Source organism: Pseudomonas sp. FR229a (genome assembly GCF_030209115.1).
Taxonomy (GTDB): domain Bacteria; phylum Pseudomonadota; class Gammaproteobacteria; order Pseudomonadales; family Pseudomonadaceae; genus Aquipseudomonas; species Aquipseudomonas moraviensis_A.
Map to the genome: position 1 here is coordinate 1 of NZ_JARVSP010000040.1, position 17,912 is coordinate 17,912.

13 protein-coding genes and 1 rRNA gene are annotated in these 17,912 nt (G+C 59.9%); 5 read left to right on the top strand and 9 right to left on the bottom strand.

The annotated features are described in order from the left end of the window. Positions 1-114 precede the first annotated feature (114 nt). Positions 115-230: ribosomal RNA gene (gene rrf / locus QRN33_RS26040) — 5S ribosomal RNA — on the top strand. Between the two features lie 65 nt (positions 231-295). Here rrf and QRN33_RS26045 read toward each other — a convergent pair. The 4 genes from QRN33_RS26045 to QRN33_RS26060 form a co-directional block, all read right to left on the bottom strand. Beyond that, entirely contained in the window at positions 296-1,474 is a 1,179-nt protein-coding gene (locus QRN33_RS26045; protein ID WP_285410946.1) for a PepSY-associated TM helix domain-containing protein, read from the bottom strand. Between the two features lie 75 nt (positions 1,475-1,549). Continuing rightward, the gene (locus tag QRN33_RS26050; protein ID WP_285410947.1) at positions 1,550-4,054 is read right to left on the bottom strand and encodes a TonB-dependent siderophore receptor; all 2,505 of its coding nucleotides are present in this window, start codon (positions 4,052-4,054) and stop codon (positions 1,550-1,552) included. A gap of 87 nt (positions 4,055-4,141) precedes the next feature. After that, a complete protein-coding gene (locus QRN33_RS26055; RefSeq protein ID WP_285410949.1) occupies positions 4,142-5,143 on the bottom strand; it encodes a FecR domain-containing protein in 1,002 nt (333 codons plus the stop codon). After that, a complete protein-coding gene (locus QRN33_RS26060) occupies positions 5,143-5,643 on the bottom strand; it encodes a sigma-70 family RNA polymerase sigma factor (RefSeq protein ID WP_285410951.1) in 501 nt (166 codons plus the stop codon). Before QRN33_RS26060 ends, QRN33_RS26055 begins: the two co-directional genes overlap by 1 nt. 311 nt (positions 5,644-5,954) lie before the next feature. Here QRN33_RS26060 and QRN33_RS26810 point away from each other — a divergent pair, with 311 nt between their 5' ends. Both QRN33_RS26810 and QRN33_RS26815 read left to right on the top strand, forming a co-directional pair. Then, the gene (locus QRN33_RS26810) at positions 5,955-7,064 is read left to right on the top strand and encodes a HAMP domain-containing protein (RefSeq protein WP_502945040.1); all 1,110 of its coding nucleotides are present in this window, start codon (positions 5,955-5,957) and stop codon (positions 7,062-7,064) included. Beyond that, on the top strand, positions 7,064-7,849 hold the full coding sequence (locus tag QRN33_RS26815; RefSeq protein ID WP_502945041.1) for a methyl-accepting chemotaxis protein: 786 nt from the start codon (positions 7,064-7,066) through the stop codon (positions 7,847-7,849). The genes QRN33_RS26810 and QRN33_RS26815 overlap by 1 nt, the downstream gene beginning before the upstream one ends. A gap of 131 nt (positions 7,850-7,980) precedes the next feature. Here QRN33_RS26815 and QRN33_RS26070 read toward each other — a convergent pair whose 3' ends face one another. The 5 genes from QRN33_RS26070 to QRN33_RS26090 form a co-directional block, all read right to left on the bottom strand. After that, a complete protein-coding gene (locus QRN33_RS26070) occupies positions 7,981-8,448 on the bottom strand; it encodes an SRPBCC family protein (protein ID WP_285410952.1) in 468 nt (155 codons plus the stop codon). A 22-nt stretch (positions 8,449-8,470) separates the two neighbouring features. After that, on the bottom strand, positions 8,471-11,863 hold the full coding sequence (locus QRN33_RS26075; protein WP_285410953.1) for an amino acid adenylation domain-containing protein: 3,393 nt from the start codon (positions 11,861-11,863) through the stop codon (positions 8,471-8,473). A 10-nt stretch (positions 11,864-11,873) separates the two neighbouring features. Further along, the gene (locus QRN33_RS26080) at positions 11,874-12,803 is read right to left on the bottom strand and encodes a diiron oxygenase (protein WP_042610137.1); all 930 of its coding nucleotides are present in this window, start codon (positions 12,801-12,803) and stop codon (positions 11,874-11,876) included. Next, a complete protein-coding gene (locus QRN33_RS26085) occupies positions 12,800-13,576 on the bottom strand; it encodes a DUF3050 domain-containing protein (RefSeq protein ID WP_064364557.1) in 777 nt (258 codons plus the stop codon). The genes QRN33_RS26080 and QRN33_RS26085 overlap by 4 nt, the downstream gene beginning before the upstream one ends. A gap of 697 nt (positions 13,577-14,273) precedes the next feature. Then, entirely contained in the window at positions 14,274-14,984 is a 711-nt protein-coding gene (locus QRN33_RS26090; protein ID WP_064364558.1) for a GntR family transcriptional regulator, read from the bottom strand. 196 nt (positions 14,985-15,180) lie between these two features. Here QRN33_RS26090 and lapG point away from each other — a divergent pair, with 196 nt between their 5' ends. Both lapG and lapD read left to right on the top strand, forming a co-directional pair. Continuing rightward, positions 15,181-15,873, top strand: coding sequence for a cysteine protease LapG (lapG, locus tag QRN33_RS26095; protein WP_024011112.1), 693 nt, complete (start codon positions 15,181-15,183; stop codon positions 15,871-15,873). Positions 15,874-15,887: 14 nt separating this feature from the next. Further along, entirely contained in the window at positions 15,888-17,834 is a 1,947-nt protein-coding gene (gene lapD, locus QRN33_RS26100; RefSeq protein ID WP_064364559.1) for a cyclic di-GMP receptor LapD, read from the top strand. The last annotated feature ends 78 nt before the right edge of the window (positions 17,835-17,912 follow it).

Here is a 17,912-nt window from a genome sequence, read left to right on the forward strand (position 1 = left end):
TCGTCAAGATTAAATTCCGAAACCCCAATTGCGAAAGCAGTTGGGGTTTTGTTTTAGTAGAAGTTCCTGTTTTTGCTGGCTTGTTACCGTGTTGACGGGCCAGATAAAGAATTTCTTGACGACCATAGAACATTGGAACCACCTGATCCCATCCCGAACTCAGCAGTGAAACGATGTATCGCCGATGGTAGTGTGGGGTTTCCCCATGTGAGAGTAGGTCATCGTCAAGATTGAATTCCGAAACCCCTGTCTGCTAACGCAGACAGGGGTTTTGTCATTTAAGCGTGTACGAAAATCAGGCTGTTTTACGGGTCTTGCTGCTGCGTCTTGCCTGCCACTTGCGCCACCAGATATAAACCCCCGTCCCTGACAACCCCGCAATCAACACACCCAATACTGCGATTATTATCTGCCCTGTCACCCCGATGATCCGTCCCCCATGTATCGGCAACTGGAGTCGATAGAACTGCTCCCCAAGCGTGCCCTGTCCTGCTATTTCCTGTCCTAATAATCGGCCATCGGTACCGTGAAAGAACAACCAGGATTTACCGTGTGCGTCCGTATCGTGCTGCCCAAATCCGGCGCCGTAAAAATTGTACTCAAAGCTGTAATACAACTCGCCGATTGCCGCCGTCAGTCCTAGTTGCTTCCCCTCCTGCAATGCCCTTTCGTACGCCTGTTGATAGTTCAACTGTGTCGTCCCCAGTTCATCGACCGGCATTCGCCCTCTGGCTTCATAAACGCTCGGCTCTATCGGCGAAAGGAGCGAAACAGCAGGCTTGAACACCTGACTAGGCAAGTTCATCGCGACGCTGCTGACGGCGATCGGCAACAGCAGGAGCCATAGCCATAATCCTCCGGCGCGGTGCAGGTCGAAGTTCAAGCGGTAGGCATGCCCGCTTTTCACCTTCCACGCAGTAGCCCATTTCTTCCAGAATGGCTTGCCACGCGGGAAGGTCAGCCACAATGCGACAAAACAGTCGATCACCCACGCGATGGCCACCAGGCCCATCAACAGCAATCCCCAGTTACCCGGCAATGTCAGGTTGTAGTGAAACTCCAGAATGAACGGGATCAGGTTCTCCCGCTTAAAACAGCATTCACCCCAGTAGCGCGCGCCTTTTTGCTCCGCACTGACCGGGTCCAGATAGAACACTTGATTGCGTTCATCAAACGGCTGGCCCGTCGCAGGATCGTTGCGTGGAACTGCTGCCAGCAGCGCCGTATGCCCCGCCTCATGGGGATACTCCATGTACCAGACCTGCAGTTTCGGATGTGCAGTCTGCACCGCATCCACCAACACGCCCGGCGACAAGCGCTCACCGACTGGCGTCGCCTCAAAGAACTGCGGATTCAGCCATTCATCCAGTTCGTGATTGAACGCCAGCACACTGCCGGTCAGCCCGGCCAACAATAAAAACACCGCAATGGCCAAGCCAATGTAACGATGCAACAAAACCAGAAACGCACGCATGCAAGACACCCCGAAGAAACGACAAAGCCAGCCCCTGAGATCAGGGGCTGGCTTTTTTATACGCAGGACAATGCTTTAGAACTGATAGCTGACGGTCGCCGCTACGTTGCGTTCTTCGCCCATGTAGCAGAAGTTCAGACTGGCGCAGGACGCGACATAGGATTCGTTGGTCAGGTTGTTCGCATTGAGCCGTACATCCACGCCTTTCAAGCCGACCTTACCCAAGTCGTAACCAATCGACGCGTCGAACAACGTATAGGAGGGCACCTTCATGGTGTTCTCGGCATCGGCCCAGCTGTAGCCTACGTAACGCACACCACCACCCAGGCGCAGACCATCAAGTGCGGCACTGTCGAATCTGTAGTCAGCCCACAGCGAGGCCATGTGTCGGGGCGCTTGAGTGGGTGAGTTGCCCTTGTTCTCGATTACGTCGGTCGGTGTACTCAAAGTGCTGATCATCGATTTGGAATACTCGATGTCAGTGAAGGTGTAACTGCCGAGTACTTTCAAGTTGTCGGTCAGTTGCATGTGCGCCTCCAGCTCCAGACCTTGCGAGCGCACAGCGCCGACCGCGCGATAGAAGTTCTCCTGGGGCAGTTTGGTCGCGAGGTTTTCCTGATCGATGCGGAACAGCGAGGCGGTGAACAAGTTGTCGGTGCCTGGTGGCTGATACTTCAATCCGACTTCCCACTGCGTGCCATCGGTGGGGGCCAGTGGGTTGCCGGCGCTGTCTGCATAGGAGTTCGGATTGAACGACTCGGAGTAGCTGATGTAGGGCGCCAGACCGTTATCGAACAGGTATAACGCGCCGGCGCGGCCAGTGAGTTTCGTGCGTCGATCATTGATCTCTGTACCAACAGGACGTCCCGCTTCAGCAATGCGGTTTTCATCGGAGGTCTCCACCCAGTCCTGACGCAGACCCAGCGAGAAGCGCCATTTGTCCATCTCGATCAGGTCTTGCAGATACACACCGGTCTGTTCGAGGCGACGCAGATAGCTGGTCTCGCCGTACATCTCGATCGCCGAGTTGCCGTACACCGGATTGAACGCATTGATCGGTGCCAGTCCACCGCTGGTCCAGTCGACCACCGTTTTACGCCGCTGATAATCCGCGCCCATCAGCACCGTATGCTTGGTCGCGCCGGTAAAGAATTCCGCCTGCAGCATGTTGTCGACGATGAACGCATGCAGGCGCTCATCGCCGCCGGTGTAATAGCGGTTCAGTTCGTTGCTGGTCGGGGTCGTCCAGCCATAGGCGTAGACCTGATCCATATTCACTTTGGAGTCGAGATAGCGGAAGTTCTGCCGGGCGGTGAAGACGTCGTTGAATCGGTGTTCGAACTGGTAGGCGAACGATTGCTGGTCACGGGAGTAACCGTCGATCCCCGGCTCGCCCTCGAAGAAGCGCGGCGAGATACGGTCGCCATTACGCTGATGGATCGTGCCGTCCGCCGGAACGCCGCCGTGGTAGCCGCCGTCCGGATCGTGCTGCAGATAGGCCTGCAGGGTCAGCGAGGTGTCTTCAGTGAAATCGATGCTCAACGTCGGGGCGAGAGCGAAGCGTTTTTCCTTGTTGTGGTCGAATTGCGTGTCGGACTGATCGCTCAATCCGGTCAGCCGATAAGCAATGCGCTTGTCGTCATCGACCGGGCCACTGAAGTCAAAACCAACCCCACGCTGGCCTTGTGTCCCAACGGTGGCCTGCACCTGGTGGTACGCCTCGTACAACGGTTTTTTGCTGGTGAGTGCGACCAGACCGCCGGGTGAGCTGCGGCCGTACAGCACGGACGACGGGCCTTTGAGAATATCCACGCGTTCGAGGAAATACGGATCGACCTGCATGGTGCTGTAGGTGCCGCTGTCGCCCATCGACTTGAGGCCGTCGAGGTAGATGTTGTCCACCGAGCCGTCGTTGAAACCGCGCATCGCCACGTAGTCATACCGATGCGTGGCGCCGTACGGGTTGGTCAGCACGCCCGGGGTGTAGCGCATCGCTTGCGAGACGGTTTGCGAGCCCTGGTCATCCATTTGCTCGCGCGTGACCACGGACACGCTTTGCGAGGTTTCCAGCAATGCGGTACTGGTCTTGGTGGCGATCTGGCTGTGCGTGGCGTTGTAGCCGGCCATGCTGCCCAGTGCGTTGCCGAGGGCAAAACCTTTGATGTCGGTAGTCGGCAAGGCCAGTGCTTCGCTTTCGGCGAGCGGGCGCAGGATGTAGCTGCTGCCGTCCTGACTGACGGCTTCCAGTCCCGAGCCGCCGAGCAAATGGCTCAAGGCCTGATCGGTCGAATATTCACCCTGCACGCCCGGGGATTGCTGACCCTGGGTCTGTTGCGGCGTCATCGACAAGGTGATGCCGGCCTGCCGGGCAAACTGATTCAACGCCTCGCCCAGTGGCCCGGCAGCAATGTTGTAGCGGTGGCTGACCTCGGTGCCGGCAGGGTTGGCGGCCAGACTCAGGCTCGGTAACACGCTGACACCCAGCGCGGTGGACAGCAGGGCTGCCCGCACCGCATGGCGCAGCAGTGTCGATTCTGCAGTGAAATTCAGAGGGTTCTTACAAGTAGCGCGGACAGTCATCATGGATTTCCGTAGGCAGTCGCGAGGGCTGAGTTGAAGTGCTTACTGACTAAGCCGGACTGCCTGGAAAAACCCGCCAAAAAAATTTCACACCGCGCGCTCGAGGGTCACCCACCAACGGGTGCGGTAGCGCAGTTGCACCGGCAGCGTCTGCGGCAGGACCGCCAGCAGCCTGTCGGTGTCCTCCAGACGGAACACACCGGACAAGCGCAGCTCAGCAATATCCGCCGCGCAACTCAGAAACCCCGGGCGGTAACGGGCGACTTCAGCAATAAAGTCGCCCAGCCGCATATTGCGCGTGACAATCAAGCCATCGAGCCAGGCGCCCGCATCCATATCCAGCGTCGGTGCCGCGCGCAAACCGCCTTGATCGACCAGAAAGCTCTGCCCGGCGAGGGCTTCGAGCGAATCACCGCCAGCGCGAACCACCACTCGGCCACGGGTAACGCTGAGCCGCGTGCACTGATCTTCCTGACGCAAAATGAAACGCGCAGCGAACGGCTCATAACTCCCGTGGCGATTCTGTACGCGCAGCGGTCGATCCGTCGCCGCGCCTTCGTCAGAGCCGCCGCAGGTAATAATGATTTCGCCGCGGGTCAGTTTGATCAGGCGCTGCCGGGCGGTGTAATCCAGATCTACGGCGCTGGCGGTGTTGAGCTCGATCCGCGTGCCGTCGGGCAACTGGAAGCCGCGCCGTTCGCCGGTCGCCGTCGCGTAGTCGGCGCTCCATTGCTGCCAGGCGGCGCTGTCCTTGGCCAGCCACGCGGCAGATCCCATCAACAGCGCACCGGACAGCAACTTCAAAGCCTGGCGTCGGCCCAGCTCCTGCGCACTGTTTTCCAGGGTGTTGAACGCGACCTGCGCGCCGGGCACGGCACGCAGGCTGGAACTCAATTCGGCGTGCAGTGACTGCACCCGTTGCCAGGCGATTTCATGCTCATGGTGCTCGGCGCGCCACTGCTCGCATTGGCGAGTCAGGCGGGAATTGCCGTGGTTGTCGCGCAGCCGCAGCAGCCAGTGAATCGCTTGTTTAACCACCTGTTGTCGAGGTTCAACGCGGCTACCGAGTGAGAGGTTATCCACAGGCATCAGCGTTCGTACCGCAACACATAGCAGTGAAACAACGCATCGGCGACGTAGCGTTCCACCGAGCGAACCGACACGCCCAGCTGCTCGGCGATCTGTTTGTGGGTTAGACCTTCACACTGCGCCAGCAGAAACGCCTGACGCACTTTCGGCTTCAGTCCTTCAAGCATGCGCGCAATGCTCTCCAGCAGTTCAAGCACCAATGCGCGGGATTCCGTGTCGGGTGCTTCGCCTTCAGGCAGGTGAGCAATGGTTTCCAGATAAGCGCGCTCGATTTCCTCGCGGCGCCAATGGTCGATCACCAGACCGCGGGCAATGGTCCGCAAAAAGGCTCGGGGCGCTTTCAATTCGAGGCGCTCGGTGCGCTGGAGCAGACGCAGGAAAGTGTCCTGAGCCAGATCGGCGGCATCCGCCGCATTGCCCAGATGCGCGCGCAGCCAAGCGTTCAGCCAGCCGTGATGACTACCGTAAAGCGCCTGTACGACCAACTCAGGTGAAGACATGACCACGCCAGCCCGAACGTCACAAATGATAATTAGTCGCATTGTCATCAAGGGTTACCGATTTTGCAACTGTCGTCCTGAGGACAGTGAGAAAAATTTCACCTCAGCCGCTCTGGCACGCCGTTCGGCGGGAATCAGTCACGAATCTCATCCATTTCCTACTCGACCCTAAGATTTATCGCCGACTGGCCGACAGACTGGTGAGAAATGCGTGCACCAAAGTAGAGCGGCCAGAAGAATGCTGCCTGCGCTGTACATGGAATGTTGCATCCGGAACGCATACCCACTTTTGGCATAAGAAGTCCTCTGAAATGAATCTCAAGTTCAGCCATAAAATCCTCCTGGCCGCGTCGGGCGTCGTCGTCCTGGCGTTCGCCTTGTTCACGCTCTACAACGATTACTTGCAGCGAAACACCATTCGCCAGAATCTGCAGTCCTCCGTGCAGCAGGCCGGTGACCTGACCGCCAGCAGCGTGCAGAACTGGATGAGCGGGCGCATTCTGGTGCTGGAAAACCTCGCGCAGAACGTGGCTCATCAAGGCAAGAATGCCGACTTCCCCGGACTGGTCGATCAACCAGCCTTCACGTCGAACTTCCAGTTCACCTATGTCGGGCAGGCCAACGGTGTCTTCACCCAACGTCCCGATGCGAAGATGCCGGACGGTTACGATCCGCGTCAGCGCCCCTGGTACAAGCAGGCAGTGGTCGCTGACAAAACCATGCTGACGCCGCCCTACATGGCGGCAGTCGGTGGCCTGGTGGTGACCATCGCCATGCCGGTGAAGAAGGACGGCGAACTGCTCGGTGTGGTCGGCGGTGACCTGAGTCTGGAAACGCTGGTGAAGATCATCAATTCGGTGGATTTCGGTGGCCTCGGCCATGCGTTTCTGGTCAGCGGTGACGGCCAGGTGATCGTCAGCCCGGACAAAGATCAGGTGATGAAAAACCTCAAGGACATCTACCCGAACACCAACGTGCGCATCGAGAAGGGCAACCAGAACGTGGTGCTCAACGGCCAGGAACGCATTCTGTCGTTCACCCCGGTCAGCGATCTGCCGAATGCGCAGTGGTACATCGGTCTGTCGATCGATCGCGACAAGGCCTACGCCGCACTCAGCCAATTCCGCACCTCGGCGCTGATCGCCATGTTTGTCGCGGTCGCGGCGATTGCGTTGCTGCTGAGCCTGTTGATCAACGTGTTGATGCGTCCGCTGATCACCATGGGCCGTGCGATGAAAGATATCGCTCAAGGCGAGGGCGATCTGACCCGGCGTCTGGTGGTTGAAAGCAAAGACGAATTCGGTGAGTTGGGCAGCGCTTTCAACCAGTTCGTTGAACGGATTCACGCGTCGATTTCCGAAGTATCTTCCGCCACCCGCCACCCGCCACCCGCCATGTGCATGATCTGTCGCAACGGGTGATGGCGTCGTCCAACGCGTCGATCATCGGTTCCGACGAGCAAAGTGCACGCACCAACAGCGTCGCTGCCGCGATCAACGAATTGGGCGCGGCCACTCAGGAAATCGCCCGCAACGCGGCGGATGCGTCGCAGCACGCCAGCGGTGCTTCCGAGCAAGCCGATGACGGGCGTCAGGTGGTTGAGCAGACGATTCAGGCGATGACCGAGTTGTCGCAGAAGATCAGCCTGTCGTGCACGCAGATCGAGACCTTGAACGCCAGCACCGACAACATCGGCCACATTCTCGATGTGATCAAAGGCATCTCGCAGCAGACCAACCTGCTGGCGCTCAACGCGGCCATTGAAGCCGCGCGTGCCGGTGAAGCCGGACGCGGTTTTGCCGTGGTCGCTGATGAGGTGCGCAACCTTGCGCATCGCACCCAGGAGTCGGCAGAAGAGATCCACAAGATGATCACCTCGCTGCAGGTAGGTTCGCGTGAAGCGGTGAGCACGATGAACGCCAGCCAGGCGTCCAGTGAGCAGAGCGTGGAAGTGGCGAATCAGGCCGGTTTGCGCCTGGTCAGCGTGACCCAGCGCATCGCCGAAATCGACGGCATGAACCAGTCGGTGGCAGCTGCGACCGAAGAGCAGACTGCGGTGGTGGAAACCCTCAACGTCGACGTCAACCAGATCAACCTGTTGAATCAGCAGAGCGTGGCCAACCTCAACGAAACGTTGAAGGATTGTGATGCGTTGTCGCAACAGGCGAACCGGTTGAAGCAGTTGGTCGACAGCTTCAAGATCTGACCGCGTTATCGTTCTTCGCGAGCAGGCTCGCTCCCACAGGGTGACCGCACTCCTATAGAAGGAATGCAATCGAAATGTGAGAGCGAGCCTGCTCGCGAAAGCGGTGTGACATCCACCGCAAATCCGAAGCCTTAAACAAACAGCTTCAAGACATTGCCCATCGCATCATCGGCAAATCCCTGCACAAAATCCTTGAATCCCGGCAACGCTTCATCCCCACCCGCAGCCGGCTCGGCGATGATCGTCCAGGTCGCTCGCGACTTCCTTTCGCTCAGCGATTCCACTTGCATCGCCGCCCACAGATTCGCCACCCCCAAGGTGTTGTAAATCGTCGTCCAGGTCATGCGCCGCGCCTGTTCATCGCGGGCGTTGAGTTGTTCGACCACGATGTTGCCGTCCTTGAAGATTTTCTTGCGCAGCGAAGACACGCCTTCGCCGGTCATTTCGGTGTGCGACAGCGCCGGAATGAATCGATCGAAGCCGGCGAAATCGCCCACTACGGCCCAGACTTCTGCCGCGTCCGCCGGCACTTCCACCGACGACACAACATGGCAGCCTTGCGGGTTTTTGATCAGGGTGTCGGGTTGCAGATTGCTCATGGTGTTGCTCCTTGTTGATGAGTCAGAGAAAGTTGATTTCTTTCAGGTAGTCGCAACCGCGACGCAACAGCGCCGGGGATTTCTGCGGGTAGTGCGCGCCCATCTGCTGCACGCCGGCCTCGGCGTTGGCGTGGCCGATCAGCGAGATATCGCCGATGTCTTCTTCGAAACCGTTGAGGTAGAAACCGAGCACGCCGAACAGCGCGTTGTCGGCGTCGACCCGGTTCAGTTGCTGCTGCCAATCGGCAACGCTGACCAGCGAGAACTCGCTGCCGGTTTCGCGGAACGAAGCGACGTAGGCATCCCAGCTCAGCGGCTCGGGGTTGTGCAGATTGAACACTGCGCGCTCCGCTGAATAACGGCTGGCATGGAAGGCGATGAAGCGGGCGAGAAAGTCCACCGGCATCAGGTCGAAATTCAGCGCAAAGGCCGGCACCTGACCGAGCTGGATCGAGCCTTTGAGCATCAGCATCAAGCGGTTTTTGTGCGGCTGACAAACGCCGCTCAGGCTGTTGAAACTGATATTGCCGGGGCGATACAGATTGACCCGCACACCGCGCTCGCGCGCTCGTTCAAGGATGCGTTCGCCGACCCACTTCGACAGGTTGTAGCCGTTGCGAATGTAGATGGGTGGCGTCGCGGCGGCGGGCAACTCGAGCACTCGACCGGCGTCATCCACGGTGCTGGAGGCCGACAGGGTCGAGACGAAATTGAAGACCTTTTTGCTCCGCCCTTCGCACAGCTTCAGCAAGGCAAAGATCGGCTCGACGTTGTCCGCTGCCAGCGACTCGTAATCGAGTACGTGGTTGACGTTGGCGGCGTTGTGCACCAGCGCGCCGAACTCGCGGTCCAGGCGCTGATAATCGTCATCGCCCAGACCCAGCTGCGGGCGACTCATATCCGCTGCATAAACCCGCACACGGCTCAGATCGAGATGCTCCAGACGGTTTTCGCGCAGGGCCTGAGCGAAGCGTTGGGTTGCCGTTTGCCCGGCGCCGTCGCGCACCAGACAGGCGACCTCGCTGGCGCCCCAACCGAGCAGCGCTTCGACGATGTGCACACCGACAAAACTGTTGGCGCCGGTGACGATGACCTTGTGCACATCGCCCATGCGGCTGATCGGCAGCGGTTCGATATCCAGCGTGCGCTCGGCGTCGGCCATGGCCTGAGCGCTGAGTACCGCGCTGTCGTCGGTGCCGCGCACCAGCGTCGCCAGTTTGCTGATCGTCGGCAGTTCGATGAAGCGATTGATCGAAATGCTTCGGCCGAATTCCTCGCGCAAGCGCAGCAACATCCGCGACAGCAGAATCGAATGGCCGCCGAGATTGAAGAAGCTTTCGTCGGTGGAAATGTCGCTGGTCGGCAGTTCCAGCAACTCGGCCCAGATCTCCAGCAACAGCGCTTCGTCGGCGTTCGCCGGCAGGCATTTCGCAGCGCTGTCCTGTACGCTCACCGGCAATCCCAACAGCGCCTTGCGATCGACCTTGCCGTTGCTGGCGAACGGCATCTGCGGCAGTTCGGTCCATGCCACGGGTTGCATGTAGTCCGGCAGAAACTGCCGGGCATGGGCTTTCAGTTCGTCCCGGGCAGTCTCGGTCTGTGGCTGGGTGAGGAACGCCAGAATGCGTCGTTGACTGTCGATGACCACGGCAATCTGCCGATACAAGCGACTCTCGCGCAGGCAGCGTTCGATCTCTTCCGGCTCGACGCGAAAGCCGCGGATTTTCACCTGATTGTCGCGCCGCCCGCACAGCTCGATACCGTGCTCGCCCCACTTGGCCATGTCGCCGCTGCGGTAGGCGCGCAAGGTCTCGCCGCCGGGCAGTAACAGGGTCAGATAGCGCTCGGCGGTCTGCTGCGGGTTGTTCAGGTAACCGAGGCAGACACCCGGGCCGACAATGAACAGTTCACCGACGGTTTGATTGGGCACCGGTTGCAGATCGTCGTCGAGAATCAGCACCTGACTGTTGGCGATCGGCGCTCCCAGCGTGCGGTTGCTGTCGCCCCGTTTTAGCTGGCGCGCGGTGATCAGCACGGTGGCTTCGGTCGGGCCGTACAGGTTGTGCAGGGTACCTTGCCGGGTCAGTTGTTCAATGACGAACGGCTCGCAGACATCGCCGCCGGTCATCACCTGCAGGCCTTCGAGTGGTTGCAGCGGCAGGATGCTCAACAGCGCCGGCGGCAGGAAGGCGTGAGTCAGTTGCCGACGGCGAATCAGCGCAACCAGTTGCAAAGGATCGCGACGCTGGGTGTCGTCCGGCACCACCAGCTCCGCGCCGACGAGCAGGCTCGGAAAGATGTCGATCAGCGACGAATCAAAGCTCAGCGACGAGAACTGCAATACCCGACTCTCGGCGCGCAATCGCACATGGTCGGCGTACCACGCAGTGAAGTGAGCGAGATTGGCCTGGCTGAGCAGCACGCCTTTCGGATGCCCGGTGGTGCCCGAGGTGTAGAGCGCCATGCACGGCGCATCGAGCTCGGGCGGGTGCAGCATCAGCGGCCGATCGAGATCGGCGTCGGTCGCCTCGATGCCACTGACATCCAGCCCTGTTATCGATTCGCTGAGCGTCTGCCGCCCATCGTGGAGCAACAACACAGCGCCGGCGTTTTCCAGGATGTATTGCTGGCGCTGCAGCGGATGACTCGGCTCCAGCGGCAAGTACACCGCGCCGCTGCCGAGAATCGCCAGGATCGAAGCGAACAACGCCGGGTTCTTGCCTTGGCAGACTCCGACCACCCACGGCTGCGGATGTTGCTCGAGCAACGGCAGCAGTCGCTGTTGAATCGCGCGGCTGTGGGCGTGCAACTGGCGATAGCTGATGGTCTGTCCGCCGAGGTATAGCGCCGGCCGTTCGGCATGCTCGATCAGGCTCTGTTGCAGGCGCTCGATCAGCGGGGTCTGCGCTTGCTGCAGCAGTGCAGGGTTCGCCGTATTGTTGAGGCGGTGGACGTACGCCAGTTTGTCGAGAAACAGCAGGTCTTCCAGCCGTTCGAAATCCGGCGCGCTCAGCGCAGGGGCATGGCGAAAATAATCGGCATCGCGGGAAAAACGGCTGACCAGCAACGCCACTTCGTCGACCACATGGACGAGCGCTCGCTGGCGTAAGGACTGACCATTGCCGGACGGCTCATCGCCGATCGGCACACGGCTGATCAGCGACGAGCCGAGGAAGCACAGCAAGTCGAGGGTCGGCAGGCCGCCGTCAGCTTGTGCCGCGACACCCAGGCGCAGGTGCAGATGCGGGATCGCGCAGAAGTCGCCGGCGCCGATAAAGCCATCGTCGATGATCAGATCCACCGCCGCGGGTGTCGCGCCGCTGCGCGTCACTGCATGGCCATGCTGTTCGAGTTCCCGGGCCAGATCGGTCATGGCCTGGCTGGCGCCGGTGAGCAAAATGTCGAGACGTTTCATGTCGGCCTCCTCAAACCAGATAGTCGCGCAGGGCGTGCTGCACACACGGTGTGTCGAGCAGCGAGCTGTTGTGGAAAAACTTGACGATGTTGCCCACCAACGGGTGGTGGCGGTTGATCGGGAAGGCCAATCCAGCGATTTCCTCGCGCAGTGAACGCCGGGTGATTTCGCTGACCGGCAGTGCATCGATCAGGCGCAGGTCGAAGGACTTCTGGATGTCATTGGTCAGGTAATGGCCGATGAATACCGGCAGAATCTGCGCGATGGTTTCGCGGTCCGCGTCGCTGGCGGTGTGCCAATAGATGCGCACCATCCGCGCCCAGAAACTGGAGTGGCGACCCTCGTCGAGCAAATGGTCGGCCATCAGGCCCTTGATCGACGGCTTGACCGAATCGTCGCGGGCGAACGCGGCGACGTCGCCGGTCACGGTGTTTTCGGCGATCGCCACGCAAATCAGTTCCACCGCGCTGCGCAGGTGCTCCGGCGCCAGTGCCACAGCGGCGGGAATCGCCCGGCTCAGTTCGATTTCGTCGGGCAACTGAATCGGTTCGATACCGGTCAGCGCCACCGTTTGCTGCATGAAATCCATGGCTACCAGCGCGTGGTAATCCTCATCGACCACCACGGTCATCGCGTCGTAGCGACAGGCGAACGGGAACGCCACGGCGAAGCGATTCTTGGCAATGCTGCGGGCGGTCTTGTCGACGATTTCGGTTTCGAAAATCACTACGTCATTGATGAATTTGTACAACGTCTGCACCAGCGCGAAATCACGCTGTTGCGGGCATTCACGCAGGAAGGTTTCGCTGAGCACCAGCGGCTGGCGGCTAAGCGGGTAGATCAGGCGCTGATCGTCTTCGAGCACCCGTCGCGGACGGGTACGAATAGTCGCGCGGGTTTCCCAGGCCTCGGCGAAGGATTGATAGTCGGCGGCGTTCATTGGGCCACCTCGACAACTTCTGCGCCCATGCTCAGGCGCAGCCCGTCCCACAGGGCGATGCGGCTTTCCACGGCGGCGATGGCGCTGGCATAGACTTCCGCTGCGCGCTGCGGATCGCCATCGACCAGACGTTCCAGCAACTGCTCGGCGGCGGGGCCGTGGTCCTCGGAGTCGACTTCGATGTGCCGTTGCAGGTAATACCGGAAAGTCGGCGCCTGTTCGATGCCGATGCCCCAGTCATCGAGGATGCGCTGGAACATGGTCGGGATAACGCTCTCGCGACCATGCAGGAATGCGGCGGCGACGCTGTGTCCCGGCGCTTGCAGGGCAATCTGCAAGGTGTCGCGGACAAACTGCGCCGCAGCCGGCTCGACATCGACGCTTTGCAACGCAACGTCATAACTCACGCCTTCCTGCTGCAACGCGACGAAGCGTTCCACTGCTGTGGTGCTCGCGCCGATTTCGCGCATCGCATCCAGGTACAACTCGAAGTGGCTGTAATGGCCGGCATCGAGGCGATCGTCCGATTCCTCCCCCAGCACAATCTCGTTGATCAACCGCGCCGCGTGGGGATCGCGCGGCGGTAGCCAGGGCAAGCGTGTGCAAGTCAGTTCCTGTTGCAGGCGCTTGGTCAGCGACATGAAGTCCCATACGGCAAATACATGGGTTTCCATGAAACGGCGTAGTACCGATAACGAAGTAATCTCGGAGAAGATCGGGTGAATACTCAGTTCGGCTTTCTTCAGGGCGAGTTGCTGCTTAGTGGGCATCATGATGTCCTTTATCAGTGATATGGGGTGCACAGATCTTTTCAGTTGCTGTAAGCGATGGAGAAAGTTGGATGGAAGTTATCCAGACACTTTCAATATCGCGCTCTGACGCCGTTGCGGGGCCACGGTTGCTGCGTTTGGTACGTGAGGTATGCCGCGGTGAACGACAAAGTTCAAACCTGGCGAGAGAAAGCTAATACAGGGCAAAAGCAATTAACAAGTTTATTTTCAATTATTTTAAGTTGGTTGTTTTTCAGGTATGAAAGTTGCCGATAAAACTTTCAGAGCAAGTTTTATTTGGGCGAAGTTGCTCCTTTCGGCTAATTGGGGCCAAAATTGATAAAAAGAGTGAATGCCTCACTCGAAGCAACTTTTAACTAAGGAGATTGATTGAATTGATGGGGGCGAAAGTTGGCCGGGACCGGCGCCATGACTTCCTGTTTCCCGTGACAAGGCTCCTTCCGTAGGTTCCTGTTGCGGAGACTGTGCCGTCAGGGCGGCGTGTCCCCGTTCTATAGGGTTGGCGCTGGAAGAGTGCGGGTAAATTGCCGTCACGGCTATTACCGATTGGTCATTGGCATAGAGCGACAAAGCGCTGGTCCGGGCGCGGCGGGCAGCCGCGCACGCGCCGATCCGCTGCCAGAGCTGGCAGCAGAGCGGTCGCGAAGATTTGTAAGGGGATTATTCGGCGGGCGAGATATCAGCGTGCGGTATGGCGCTTCTGCGCGGCGGGGGTCGCCAGGTAGCGGGTGATGACCTCAACGCCACGGTTGAGGTGCTGCTCCAGCAGTTCGAGTGAACGCGGGATGTCTCGCTCAATCACGGCGTGAAGCATGGCGCGGTGGTCGTCCTGAGACAGCTTGCCCAGGCCCATGGCTTCCAGGTTGAAACGCAGGAAACGTTCTTCCTCGTTGAGGCCGTCCTCCACCAGGCGCAGCAGGCGCTGATTGGGCGCCTTGCTGTACAGGGCCATGTGGAACAGACGGTTGAGGCGGCCGATTTCGTTGTAATCGTGCTGGGCTTCCAGTTCGTCGATATAGCCGGCGGCGAGTTGATGCTCGGCGTCAGTCAGCAACGGAATCGACTGCCGTAATGCCTCGGATTCGAGCAGAATGCGCAACTCGTAGGTTTCGGTGGCATCGCCCTGGATCAGCGGCGCAACCACGGCGCCTTTGTGCGTGGTGACGCTGAGCAGCTCTTGCGCTTCCAGTTGGCGCAAGGCCTCGCGCACCGGCATACGGCTGACCCCGAACAGGTCGGCCAGATCCTGTTGGCGCAACGCTGTGCCACAGGGCAGACGACCATCTAGAATGGCCGAGCGCAGGGTTTCTTCAATTACCGACCGGGCCAGATGCGCAGGAATCGGTCCTTCGACTTTGATGCTGTGCAGCGGTTTGGGCTTCTGAGTCACGACAACACACCCTGTAGGTCGTAATATTTGGATCCAAATGACACTAGTGATTGCTCTACAGGTTGTCAAACCTTGTAAAACATAACGCTGCCATCTCAAGTCTAGCGCGTCTTTCGATGATCTCACGGTGCCATTGTTTTTTGCCGGGCTAAGCTTCACCATCAAACGCTTCCTTTCTGTCCTCTGGAAACCTGCTGTGGCGGTACGTTTCGCGATCCCTCGGACCTTGCGCTGGCTTGGCTGCGCATTGCTGCTGGCCGGCGTCATGCTGGGCGGTCTGCACGCCGATTGGGATTTTTCCGCGATCAGCCGCAAGGCCACTGCTCTTTACGGGCCACTGGGTGCCGGGCAGCAGCGCATCGACGCCTGGCAGAATCTGCTGGCGACGCAGAAGCAGGTCAGTGAGATGGACAAGCTCAAGGTGGTGAACCTGTTCTTCAACAAGCAGGTGCGCTACGTCGAGGACATCGATCTCTGGCGCGAGGTGGATTATTGGGAAACCCCGATCGAAGCGCTGTGGAAGGGCGCTGGCGACTGCGAAGACTACGCGATCGCCAAGTATTTCAGCCTGCGCCATCTCGGGGTTTCCAGTGACAAGCTGCGCATCACCTACGTCAAGGCGCTGCGGCAGAACCGCGCGCACATGGTGTTGACGTACTATGCGACCCCCGATGCCATGCCGCTGGTGCTCGACAGCCTGATCGATCCGATCCAGCCGGCGTCGCAGCGGACCGATTTGCTGCCGGTCTACTCTTTCAATGCCGAAGGTCTGTATCTGCCGGGCGCCAAGGGCAATAAAAAGGTCGGCGACACCAAACGCCTGTCGCGCTGGCAGGATGTGCTGAAAAAAATGCAGGCCGAAGGTTTTCCGGTCGAGACGACTAACTAGGAGCACGCGCTCAGATGTCTTTGTTCAAACAGCTGTTGATCGCTATCTGTCTGTTCCTGGTCGTGGCCTTCACCGGCAGCTTCATGGTCAGCCTGGAGAGCTCGCGCACCCAGTACGTCAACCAGTTGCGCTCCCATGCGCAGGACGCCGCGACGGCGCTGGCGTTGTCGCTGACGCCGAATATCGACGACCCGGCGATGGTCGAGCTGCTGGTCAGTTCGATTTTCGACAGCGGCTATTACGCGAGCATTCGCGTGGTCGACGTGAAGACCGAGCAGACCATTGTCGAGCGCAGCGGCACTCCGGCGGTGAGCAACGTGCCGGACTGGTTCGTCAGACTGATCGGTCTGGAACCGGCCGGTGGCGATGCGCTGGTCAGCCGCGGCTGGGAGCAGGCGGCGCGGGTCGAGGTGGTCAGCCATCCGATGTTCGCCGTGGCCAAGCTGTGGCAGAGCGCACTGGGCAGCCTCGGCTGGTTGTTGATCTGCGGTGCGCTGAGCGCGGTGCTCGGCGCGCTGCTGCTGCGTCGGCAGTTGAAGCCGCTTGATTACATGGTCCAGCAGTCCCATGCCATCGCCCGCCGCGAGTTTCTCAGCCTGCCGGATCTGCCGCGCACGCCTGAGTTGCGCAGGGTGGTGCAGGCGATGAATCAGATGGTCGAGAAGCTCAAGACGCTGTTTCAGGAGCAGGCCGAGCGCAGCGAAAAACTGCGCACAGAGTCCTATCAGGACAACCTCACAGGCCTGGCCAACCGCCGCTATTTCGAGATGCAACTGAACAACCGGGTTAGCAACCCGGAGCAGGCCAGTTCCGGTTATCTGCTGCTGTTGCGGGTCAAGGATCTGGCCGGGCTCAACCAGCGTCTCGGCGGCCAGCGCACCGACCAGTTGCTCAAAGCCGTCGGTGAGCAACTGACCCGCGAGTGCGCAAGATATCCACAGACTCAAGACTTGGTAACGCGAATTCGCGGCGGTGAGTTCGCCGTGCTGGCGCCGGGGCTGGTGCGCGAGGAGGCGTTGCAGCTGGCGCAAAATCTCGACAATGCACTGAGCAGCCTGCATGCCACCGGCGCGACCGATGTGCCGGCGGTGGCTTCGATCGGGCTGGCGCCGTTCGCCCATGGTGATTCGCCGCAAGCAGTGCTGACCCTGGGCGATCAGGCATTGGCGCAGGCCGAAGGCCAGGGCGAGCAGAATTGGGCGTGCATCGATCAGAGTCTGGTAGCGGAGGTTGGCGACGATCATCACGCTTGGCATCGACTGCTGGATCAGGCCTTGAGTCAGCAGCGTTTCGAGTTGTATTTCCAGCCGGTGGTCGCCGCGCAGGACACGCAACTGGTGCTGCATTACAAAGTGCTGTCGCGCTTGCTCGACGAGCAGGGCCAGACTATTCCCGCCGGACGCTTCCTGCCGTGGCTGGAGCGCTTCGGCTGGACCGCACGGCTCGATCGGCTGATGCTCGAACGCGTGCTCGAGCAGATGAAGGCGCACGAGGATTCGCTGGCGCTGAACCTGTCCTCGGCGACGCTGGCCGATCCGCAGGCGTTGAACAAAGTGTTCGAGATTCTGCGCGCACACTCCAACCTCGGCGCGCGTCTGACTCTGGAAATCGGTGAGGAGCAGTTGCCTGAACAGGCGGTGCTGGAGCAGTTGACCCGACGCCTGCGCGAGCTGGGTTTCTCGCTGAGCCTGCAACGTTTTGGCGGACGCTTCAGCATGATTGGCAACCTGGCGCGGTTAGGTCTGGCGTATCTGAAGATCGATGGCAGCTACATTCGGGCCATCGATCAGGAAAGCGACAAGCGTCTGTTCATCGAAGCGATCCAGCGCGCGGCGCACAGCATCGATCTGCCGTTGATTGCCGAACGGGTCGAGACCGAAGGGGAGTTGTCGGTGATTCGCGAGATGGGCCTGTATGGCGTGCAGGGGCAGTTGCTCGGCGAGCCGAAGCCATGGCGGTGAGCCAGGAAGCGCCCTCACCCTAACCCTCTCCCAGAGGGAGAGGGGACTGACCGTGGGATATTTACGAGATACGCCGAC